Origin of the sequence: Mongoliibacter ruber (assembly GCF_003003005.1) — a bacterium.
GTDB classification, from domain to species: domain Bacteria; phylum Bacteroidota; class Bacteroidia; order Cytophagales; family Cyclobacteriaceae; genus Mongoliibacter; species Mongoliibacter ruber.
Map to the genome: position 1 here is coordinate 97,340 of NZ_PVTR01000014.1, position 9,629 is coordinate 106,968.

4 protein-coding genes and 1 pseudogene are annotated in these 9,629 nt (G+C 39.2%); 2 read left to right on the top strand and 3 right to left on the bottom strand.

What is annotated here, in order from left to right:
• The first annotated feature begins 177 nt into the window (after positions 1–177).
• Positions 178–3,210 (top strand): PKD domain containing protein, encoded by a 3,033-nt coding sequence (locus CLW00_RS18730; protein WP_245917394.1) that lies wholly within the window; start codon positions 178–180, stop codon positions 3,208–3,210.
• A 1,470-nt stretch (positions 3,211–4,680) separates the two neighbouring features.
• Here the strand turns inward: CLW00_RS18730 and CLW00_RS18735 are convergent.
• Positions 4,681–5,613 (bottom strand): UDP-glucuronic acid decarboxylase family protein, encoded by a 933-nt coding sequence (locus CLW00_RS18735; protein WP_106135235.1) that lies wholly within the window; start codon positions 5,611–5,613, stop codon positions 4,681–4,683.
• Positions 5,614–5,982: 369 nt separating this feature from the next.
• On the opposite strand from CLW00_RS18735, the gene galE reads away from it, so the two are divergent.
• Positions 5,983–7,002, top strand: a complete 1,020-nt coding sequence (gene galE / locus CLW00_RS18740; protein WP_106135236.1) for a UDP-glucose 4-epimerase GalE — start codon at positions 5,983–5,985, stop codon at positions 7,000–7,002.
• On the opposite strand, the gene CLW00_RS18745 is transcribed toward galE, so the two are convergent.
• Positions 6,956–8,626 carry a glycoside hydrolase family 99-like domain-containing protein gene (locus CLW00_RS18745; protein ID WP_106135237.1) on the bottom strand — a complete coding sequence of 557 codons (1,671 nt, stop codon included), beginning with the start codon at positions 8,624–8,626 and terminating at the stop codon, positions 6,956–6,958. The genes galE and CLW00_RS18745 overlap by 47 nt on opposite strands.
• 826 nt (positions 8,627–9,452) lie before the next feature.
• A pseudogene (locus CLW00_RS21715) lies at positions 9,453–9,629 on the bottom strand (transketolase family protein); the annotation flags it as partial.

The following is a 9,629-nucleotide window of genomic DNA, read 5'->3' on the forward strand; positions in this document are numbered from 1 at the left end:
TTCAAATCAGGATTAATTGATAAATTATGCTTTGCTAAGAGGCAATAGCTGAATAAGATGCGTAGTAGTCTGCAAACAATAAGTCGGTTCTTATTATTACTTGGGTTTTTTCTGGGTTTTAATTTCTTGACCTTTGGTCAATCCACTACTATTGGGCGGGAATTTTTTCTGGGTTTTATGGAAAATCACAGGACCGAGACCCCAGTTTTAAGGTTAGACAGGGCTTCAATCATCATTTCGGCAGAGGAAGATGCTTCTGGAGTAATACAATATGAAAGCAATTCTATTCCATTTTCAGTCGAGGCAGGTAAACAGTTTGTCTATGAATTTCCTCAGGATGGCATAGATATCATTCACAGGAGTTCGAGGCAGATTGAAAATAAAGGTGTTAACATAGTCTCTGATGGAAATATTTCTGTACATGCTTTCAACTTCCGTGCAAGAAGTGCGGACGGGACAGTTGTTTTGCCACTACCTTCTTTGGGAAAAGATTATTATGTCACTGCTCATCATGAAAATTTCAATCCTGGAGTAATCCCAGGTGGTAATATCAATTTTGAAAGCACCCTTTTAGTCATTGCGGTAGAAGATGACACACGTGTTGAGATCAACATTACTGCCCAATCCAATGACCCTGTACCCATTCCACAAGGCTCTACGATTTCAGTTGTTTTAAACAAAGGAGAAAGCTATCAGGTCAAATCGGTTGGTGACTTGACCGGCTCAAGGGTACGGGTAGTGAACAGTACGGGAGATGATTGTAAAAATATTGCTGTATTTGGGGGGAATAAAATGACATCAGTTGCCCGTGATTGTGATGGTTCGACAGGAGATCATTTGTTTCAACAGACCTATCCTACTTTTGCTTGGGGCAAAGAATATATTCATATACCATTAGCTGGGAGGACTTCGGGAGAGATGGTCAAAGTTTTGGCAGCTGAGAACAACACGCGTGTATTTGTCAATGGGCAACAGAGGGCAACGTTAAATGCAGGCAGACACATTTCCTTTTCATTTGACAGGGATGAGCTGGCCAATATTACGGGTGATAAACCTATTGCCGTAACTACTTTTTCAAAAAGTTATCAATGTAATGTGCAATCGGGAATTGGAGCAAGTGATGGTGATCCTACCATGATTACTTTAAGTCCCAACAACCAATTGATTAAGAGCACGGTATTTTCTGCCTTACAAGTAGAGGGTATAGTGAAGCATTTTGTAAACATCTTGGCCAAGACAGAAGATGCAGGACTTACAGTGCTTGATGGCCAAAATATAGGAGCTCAGTTTCAACCTGTCCCCGGTAATCCCACTTACTCTTATGCAAGGGTAGAAATCAGTGAGGGCAGTCATAGCCTGAGTAACCCTGAAGGCGTCATTGGCTATGTGTATGGATCAGGGTTTATAGAATCGTACGGCTATTCTGCAGGTGCAAGTATCAACAACTTAAATTTTGAAACTGAGGTAGCATATGAATTTGAAGTAGAAGGGGACAGGGTAGCATGTTTAGGAGAAGAAGCTGAATGGACAGTTATTCCTCGTGACCCCAAATTTGTAATTTTTGAATGGCTATTCGAAAATGACGATGAAATCAAAGAAGGAGCAACGGTTGACCATATTTTTGATGAACCTGGCACGTATCAGGTCACAATAGTAGCCATGACAGGGGATAGATCCTGCGATCAAATGGAAGAAGCTACTTTTGAAGTGAAAGTGGTCGAAAGCAAAGGAGAATTGGAAGGCCCGGAAAATGTATGTCCCAACATAGATGAGGCAATCTACACTTTTGAAAATCCGGAAAATACCAAGTCAGTTTTGTGGGAAGTTGTAGGGGGGCAGGTACTGGACGAGAATGACTTCAATATCCGCGTGCTTTGGGGTGATTTTGATCCTGATGCCAAGGTTGTGGCCATTCCTCTTACTGAGGAAGGCTGTCAAGGTGAAGCGCAGGTCATTGATGTTTTTATCAATGATGCTATTGTACCAGGAATGCCAAGGGGTATTGCTGAAGTATGTTTTGAGGATGGGTTAAGTAATTTTTATTCCATCAGAGATAAAATTCCTGACAGAAACTATACTTGGTATGTCACGGGTGGTACACTCCTATCAGATCCAGAAGGGGAAGAGGTAGAGGTTTTATGGCCGGGACCAGGTTCCAGTGGTGAAATATGGTACGAAGAATACAGTGCGATCAATCCATCATGTGGAGGAGAATCGAAAAGGCTTGTTGTAAATATCAATATGCCCTTGCAGGCAGAGATAGCTGAGTATTCAGATTTAGTTTGCCCTGGAGCCAATGCAGGAAAAATTGAAATGATGGCGAGCGGTGGGTCTGGGAATTACTCCTATCAATGGTCACATGATGAAAATCTGAGGGCCAATACCGCTGAAAATCTTCCTGCAGGTATTTATTCTGTGACCGTAAGCGATGCCGGGGGGTGTGAGTTGTTTTTTGAAAACATACTGATTGAAGAAGCACCACCACTGGAATTGGTTGGAGAGATTTCAGTCACTGATGCTTTGTGTTTTGATGCGGAAGATGGAGTGGCTGGTTTTTCGCTTACGGGAGGTGTTGGCCCCTTTACAGTTAATAGGGAAGATGTTTTGGTGATGGGTTATGATATTCAAATTTTTAATTTAGGAAGAGGAATTCACAGCATTGAGGTAATTGATGCGGGTGGTTGCATCTTGCCTTTAGAGTTTGAAGTCAGTTCTCCAGAACCACTTGCAGTTGAGTTTATTTTGGAAAATGTAGCCTGTCCTGGTAGTTCAAGTGGTTCCTTGCTAGCCATTCCTACAGGAGGCTTGGGGCCTTATGTGTATGTTTGGGAATTTGACAGCAGTTCTGGCCCTAGGTTGACAGGGCTTTCCAGAGGAGATTACCGATTGGAGATTACTGATGGAAATGGCTGTGAAGCGGATTTCACAGGTACAGTGGTTGAGAGTGCTCCGCAACTCCGTATGCCCACTGGTTTTGATCCAGAAGATGGTGTTTATGAAGGCGTGAGTAATTGTTCTGTGGAATTCAACTTATGGGTTTATACGAAATGGGGAGAACTGATATATTCAGGAAATTCAGGTTGGGATGGCACCATCAAAGGACAAGAAGCGCCACTAGGTTCCTACACATATATGGTAGAATATACTTTTACGATAAATGAAGTCCTCAAGACAGAAAGGAAAAGAGGAGTATTTACGCTTTTGAGGTAGGGAAGAAGGATGAGGGATAAAAAAGGATGAAGGATGAGGGATGAAGGAGGAGCGACACTATCGGGGTAGAAGCGAGATGCGAGAAGCTGCAGATTTACGAAATACGAAGGACGATTTACGAGGCTATTTTCTATTCATTACGCCAATTCAATTCAAATAAGTGAGAGACTAGAAACAAGTACAAGAAAAAAATAATAACCCTGAAAGGGTTGAACCTTGAATAGCCCCGTGTGAAACGCGGGGATATGAAAGATAAAATCAGAGAAGCCTACCCTGAAAGGGTTGAATAATTTGGATAATTTGCAATAAAAGTGTCAAGAAAATTCAGGACGTGACAGAATCAAGACAGGACCAAATGCCATAGGCATGACAGATATAATAGCCCGGCAATTTATTGCCGGGTTTAAATATTAAGTGTGAGTTTTCAAAGTACCGTAGGTACGGACGATATTCAAAACAAATATAAAAGTGTCAAGTAATTTTAGGACGTGACAAAAGGTTGGTGGTCTGTGACTCTAGATTTTAGATTTTAGAATTGGGGTCGAGTCTGTTCGAAGGTTTAAGAAAGGATAAAAAGGTTGAAGGTCTATTGATTTAAGAATTATGAATTACGAGGCTTTTTACGGAAGCGAGGCTAGATGGACTTGCAAACATTGAATTTGAAATAATATCGAATGATGAATGATAAAGTAAAAAGGTTGGTGGTCTGTGGGGGGTATTCTTTTAATTTACGAATTACGATAAACCAATGCCGTAGGATTTCCTGCCGAAGGCATGACATGATCGAAATAATAGCCCGGTAATTTATTGCTGGGATCAATGGTTAAGAGTTGGTTTTAAAGTGCCATTAGAGACAAGAAACAAAAATTAAGATGGGTTGATGTTGACCTTTGGGGTTTCCAAAACCCCGAAGGTCTGGATGGAGGAAAAGGGTGATGAAGAATCATTTATGATTTACCGAACAAAAAATGTGTGGCGAAATCCCCTACACCCACAATCCACCCAACTTTTAACATTTTTAACCCCCCGACGAATGTCGGGGCAAGTTTTAAAATTTTTGGCTGTTCACAGCCATAAGAAGTCTGATTAAGTGATATCAGTGGTTATTTTTTTGATCTATTAAGGAATATCTGAGACCCCAAAGGGGTCAAATGTTTATAGCCTCGGGTTGCAACCCAAGGATTATGGTTGATAATTTGGTTTTGGTTTTAGGCCGGTTACTGCTTGCTATTGAACAAAGCTTTTCGCCAAAAACGGGGTTGGAATATAAAGACCTGCCAGTACAGCTGGCAGGTCTTTTTCTTTTTTTATGTATATCCGCTTTCATACCAGTAGAATCTAAATAATAGAATTAACCTGTGATTTCGAACCAATAGAATAAATATCCAGTATCTATTAGTATCAGTTTGCCAAAAAACAATCGTTTAATTGATTAGTGGCATGATTGCGGATAATCATATTTTTTTAGAATCAAATCACGGTCTCAAAATAAGCAATGGTTTTTTTCAAACCCTCTTCCAATGGCACCTTTGGTTCCCATCCCAATTCATTTTTCGCCATATCTATAATAGGTTTTCTCTGCAATGGATCGTCCTGGGGAAGTGGTTGGAAAACCAGTTTACTTTTACTTCCTGTCAAATCGATGATTTTTTCAGCAAGTTCCAACATGGTAAATTCACCAGGGTTGCCAATGTTAACAGGGCCTGTAAAGGAATCTCTACTGTTCATCAACCGGTACATGCCATCAATCAAGTCATCCACATAGCAAAAGCTCCTGGTTTGCTTTCCATTCCCATAGATAGTGATATCTTTTCCTTTCAATGCCTGAACAATAAAATTACTCACCACACGACCATCATTCTGATTCATTCTTGGTCCGTAGGTGTTGAAAATCCTCATAACCTTGATTTTGACATCATGTTGTCTATGGTAATCAAAAAATAAAGTTTCTGCACATCTTTTTCCTTCATCATAGCAAGCTCTTGGACCAATTGGGTTGACATTGCCCCTGTAGGATTCTGGTTGAGGGTGGATTTCTGGGTCTCCATAAACTTCAGAAGTAGAAGCCTGAAGGATTTTAATCTTTAATCTTTTTGCCAGCCCCAACATGTTAATGGCTCCGATTACGGAAGTTTTGGTGGTCTGTACAGGATCAAATTGATAATGTACAGGGCTGGCAGGACAGGCAAGATTATAAATCTCATCTACCTCTACATAAGTAGGGAAGGTGACATCATGTCTTATAAGTTCAAAATTTTTATGATCCAGTAAATGGTGGATATTCATCCTACTGCCAGTAAAAAAATTATCCATGCATAAAACCTCATTTCCTTCGGCAATCAATCTGTCAGATAAGTGGCTTCCCAAAAATCCACCTCCACCGGTAATCAAAATTCTTTTCATAAAAAGAGTAACGTTATATTCAGCTACGAAATAAATTAAATATTTTTTAATAATAGGGGCTTTTTCAAAAAAATGATAATGAAAATTGTTTAGTTCTCAGAACATCCTCTTCTTTCATTTTCACCAAATCTTAATATTTAATCAAGATCCATGTTTGTTAGACTTGAACCTGTTATTATTGTATATCTAAATCCTCGATTTTACCAGATTGAAGGCAGTTTTAAAATTGAATATTGACTTCCCAGTTTATTCATGTTCATTTATTATTTCGTAGTTGTTAAGCTTAAATAGTAAAGATTGAAACTGAATTACCAATGGTATTATGTAGGGGATTAAATTGATTGTTTTTAAAGTTTACCAATACAATACATGAAAAACATTTTGATAACTGGTGGAGCAGGATATATTGGCTCTCACACCGCAGTTGAACTTGTCAAAGCGGGTTTTGAACCCATTATCCTTGATAATTTTTCCAATTCTGAAAAATCCGTTTTAGACGGTCTCAAGCAAATCTTGGGAAGAGAACTTATCTGTTATGATGAAGATTGCAATGATAGGGGTGCTGTAGCAAAGATTTTTGAAAAACATCAACTGTCAGGAGTCATTCATTTTGCTGCTTATAAAGCGGTGGGGGAAAGTACTCAAGTACCCTTGAATTATTATAGAAATAATGTTGATTCGCTTCTTGTGATTTTAGATTGCATGGCCAAATATGGTGTCAAGGATTTGGTTTTTTCTTCCTCATGTACAGTGTATGGACAGCCGGATACTTTGCCAGTGACAGAAAATACCCCTAGGAAAGAAGCTGAAAGCCCATATGGAAACACCAAGAAAATATGTGAAGACATCCTAAGGGATTATGTGAAAAGCGGTGCTGATACCAGGATTATATCTTTGAGGTATTTCAATCCTGTAGGCGCACATCCAACCTCAGCTATTGGAGAACTTCCACTTGGGACGCCAAATAACCTTGTCCCATTTATTACACAGACTGCGGCAGGTATCAGGGAAAAACTCACTGTATTCGGTGATGATTATGACACCGCTGATGGCAGTTGCGTAAGGGATTACATTCACGTAGTTGACCTGGCTGATGCCCATGTCAAATCCCTGGCATTTTTAGCTCAAAAAGCTGGAAACCTCTATGACATTTTCAATGTGGGTACAGGTAAGGGCAACACCGTTTTAGAAGTGATCAATACTTTTGAACAGGTTGCCGGCAAGAAACTCAATTACACCATAGGCAAAAGACGACCTGGGGATGTAGAAAAGGTCTGGGCTGACACCGGCAAAATCACTGAGGTTTTGGGATGGCAGCCACAATTTACCCTTGAAGATTCTCTTAGGGACTCGTGGAACTGGCAACTGAAGCTGGTGGAGAAGGGATAAACCCTGTCCTTCTATCCATAAAAACTTCCTTGACGGCTTCGAGGTAGTCAAAGCCATGACCTTCCGTAGGTTCAATATAATTTCCTTCCAAATATTCATTCCAGCAACAAATCATTATTGTGTTTCCGTTGCTGGAATGATATTTTTCAGACTGTTTTTTTGCTTCTTCCAATTTGGCTTTAAAGGTTGATTTATTGCTGTGCACCCTGTCTTTGATAGGTTCACTTGGAAATCCAGTCTGCTGGGGCCAAGTGCCGCCCGCAGGCCTCATATCCCAACCCATGGCTACCGGAACCTGGTATTCAAATTCCTTATCATTCTTGAAAAATTCACTCCATTCCTGCCAGTGACTACGATAGGTTTTCCGCATATCTGCATAACTTTTATTGTCCTGACGGTAATGATTGTGGTATACATAGCCTGTCAACCCTTCAAAACCCATGCCTTTGAGCCTAGGTACATAATCTTGAAATAGTATCCTGTCTGTATAGCGACCCCCTCTCCAAGGTTCACTTGGGTTATTGGCTTGCCACCTGGTAGGCATTCCATACATCCGTTCATTTGGCATCATGGCTCCGGAGGCTACAGCGATAAATTTGATACCGTTCAAACCGTTTTTTCTGGCAAGAGCCTTAGAACGGTCAAGCAGTTCTTTCATGGTGATACCATAGAAAGATGCCCTTGATTCCGTGTCCTGCGGAAAATAGAAATACACAATAGGACGACCATCGTCAGACTTCAAATAGTCTTTCCTTTTGAAATACTTGTCTATCCAAAGCTGGGTGATTTTATCATGGACCTGCAAGTAAAGTGCTTTGTCGGGTTTTTCTCCTTCGTAATTTCTTCCTGCTGACATACTTTCCGGGGAACCCACATCCAGCCAAGCTCTCCAGCGTTCATCAGAGTCGTCACACCAATTGATTGCCCATTTCATTTGCTCAGCTGCGGGCAATTTTAAATTTTCGCTGAGTAATACCTCTAATTGCTCATTCCATTCCTCTAGTCCCGGAACAGCTACTCTTCCATCCCTGTTGGGGTCTATTTTCCAGCCTTCAGGATAGTAGATTTTGGACTGAGGACCAAAGTACAAGTGATAATAATAATGTCTTCCAAAAAACCAGTTAAAGGCAAAAAAGTCAATGCCATTGCTCTTCATATACTGCAACTGTTTGCGGGCTACTGCAGGATCATCCCTTTTGTAGAATCCTTTCAATTCCGCAATTGGTTTCCTATTCAAATAAGGTCCTTCATATGGAAACTGTCTGTTGTAAATACGTCCTTTTGGTCCCCAGGTAGCGGTATTTTGTAAACTTGCACAATCTCCTCTTCCTGTAAGACAAGACCAAAAGCTATCACGGTCTTGATTTGGATCCGCGGAAGTACTCCAAGAAGGCATAAAATACACACCAATCATTTGTTTGGATTCATTTTCAAGTCCCTCAGAAGTTCTCATTTGATCAGAAGAACTCGGTTCAACTGAGTTTTCTTGAAAAATTTCTGATTCTGAGGAAATATCAGTTTGAGAGGTGTTGTCTTCTCCCTCATCGTTTGAGTTTTGCTCACAGCCCTCCGGATCGGTAACCAAAATCCCAAAAATCAATAAGTAAGGCCAAAATATTTTCATGCTGTACGGGGTAGGTTAGTAAATGGGGTAAATTATTATGATTATCCGCAATCATGCCAATAATCAATTAAACGAGGGTTTATTGGCAAACGGATACTAATAGATATTGGATATTTATTGAAATTGGTTCGAAATCACAGGTTAATTCAATTATTTAGATTCTACTGGTATGAAAGCGGATATACATAAATTATAATGTATATACGGAATGATACCAGTAATTTAAGAAGAGAGTTTTCTTTGATTCATTACGATATTAATTGATTTTAGATATTGATCTAAATCAAACATTAATACTAGATTTATAATCTATTGGCAAAGTAGCCTATAATCATAAAATCATTCAAGATAAAGAAAACACAAAGTTTTCTCAAACTTTGTACATTAATTTCATTGATTAAATTGTAATTATAAAATTAATTTATTTCGTTATTCAATTTTTTTTTACAAAATCTATTCTTTATTTAAAACTGTATATTTTTATTCTACTTTTAATCAGGGATATTTCAATCCCTAATTTTGCAACAATGAAAGTTGAAATTAAGGTAAATACATGTTCAGGAGAAACATTAGTACTTTGGGGGATAATTTAGAATTAAAAAAAGAAAATTTATGTTAAAAACAGTTTTTTATCTATTAATTATCTTATCTGTTTTAGTATTTATTGGGATGTTGATTTTAATAATCTCTAAAGAAGCAATAAAGTCTTGGGAATATTTAAAAGGGAAATCCAAAAAAATAAATCTAAAAGGCAGACTACTAGATCTTAAAAAAACCGTACTGAAATTATTTCCAGCACGGTTTTTAAAGTTATGAGCATTAAGTATCACTTTCTGGCCAAGGCCTTCTTGGCAGCTTTTACAATATTTTCTGCATTCAGGCCATACTTTTCAAGCAATTGGGTGGGTGTTCCGGATTCTCCGAAAGAATCATTGACACCTACATACTCCAATGGGGCCGGATGATTGCTGATCAAAGTCTGGGCGATGCTGTCTCCCAAGCC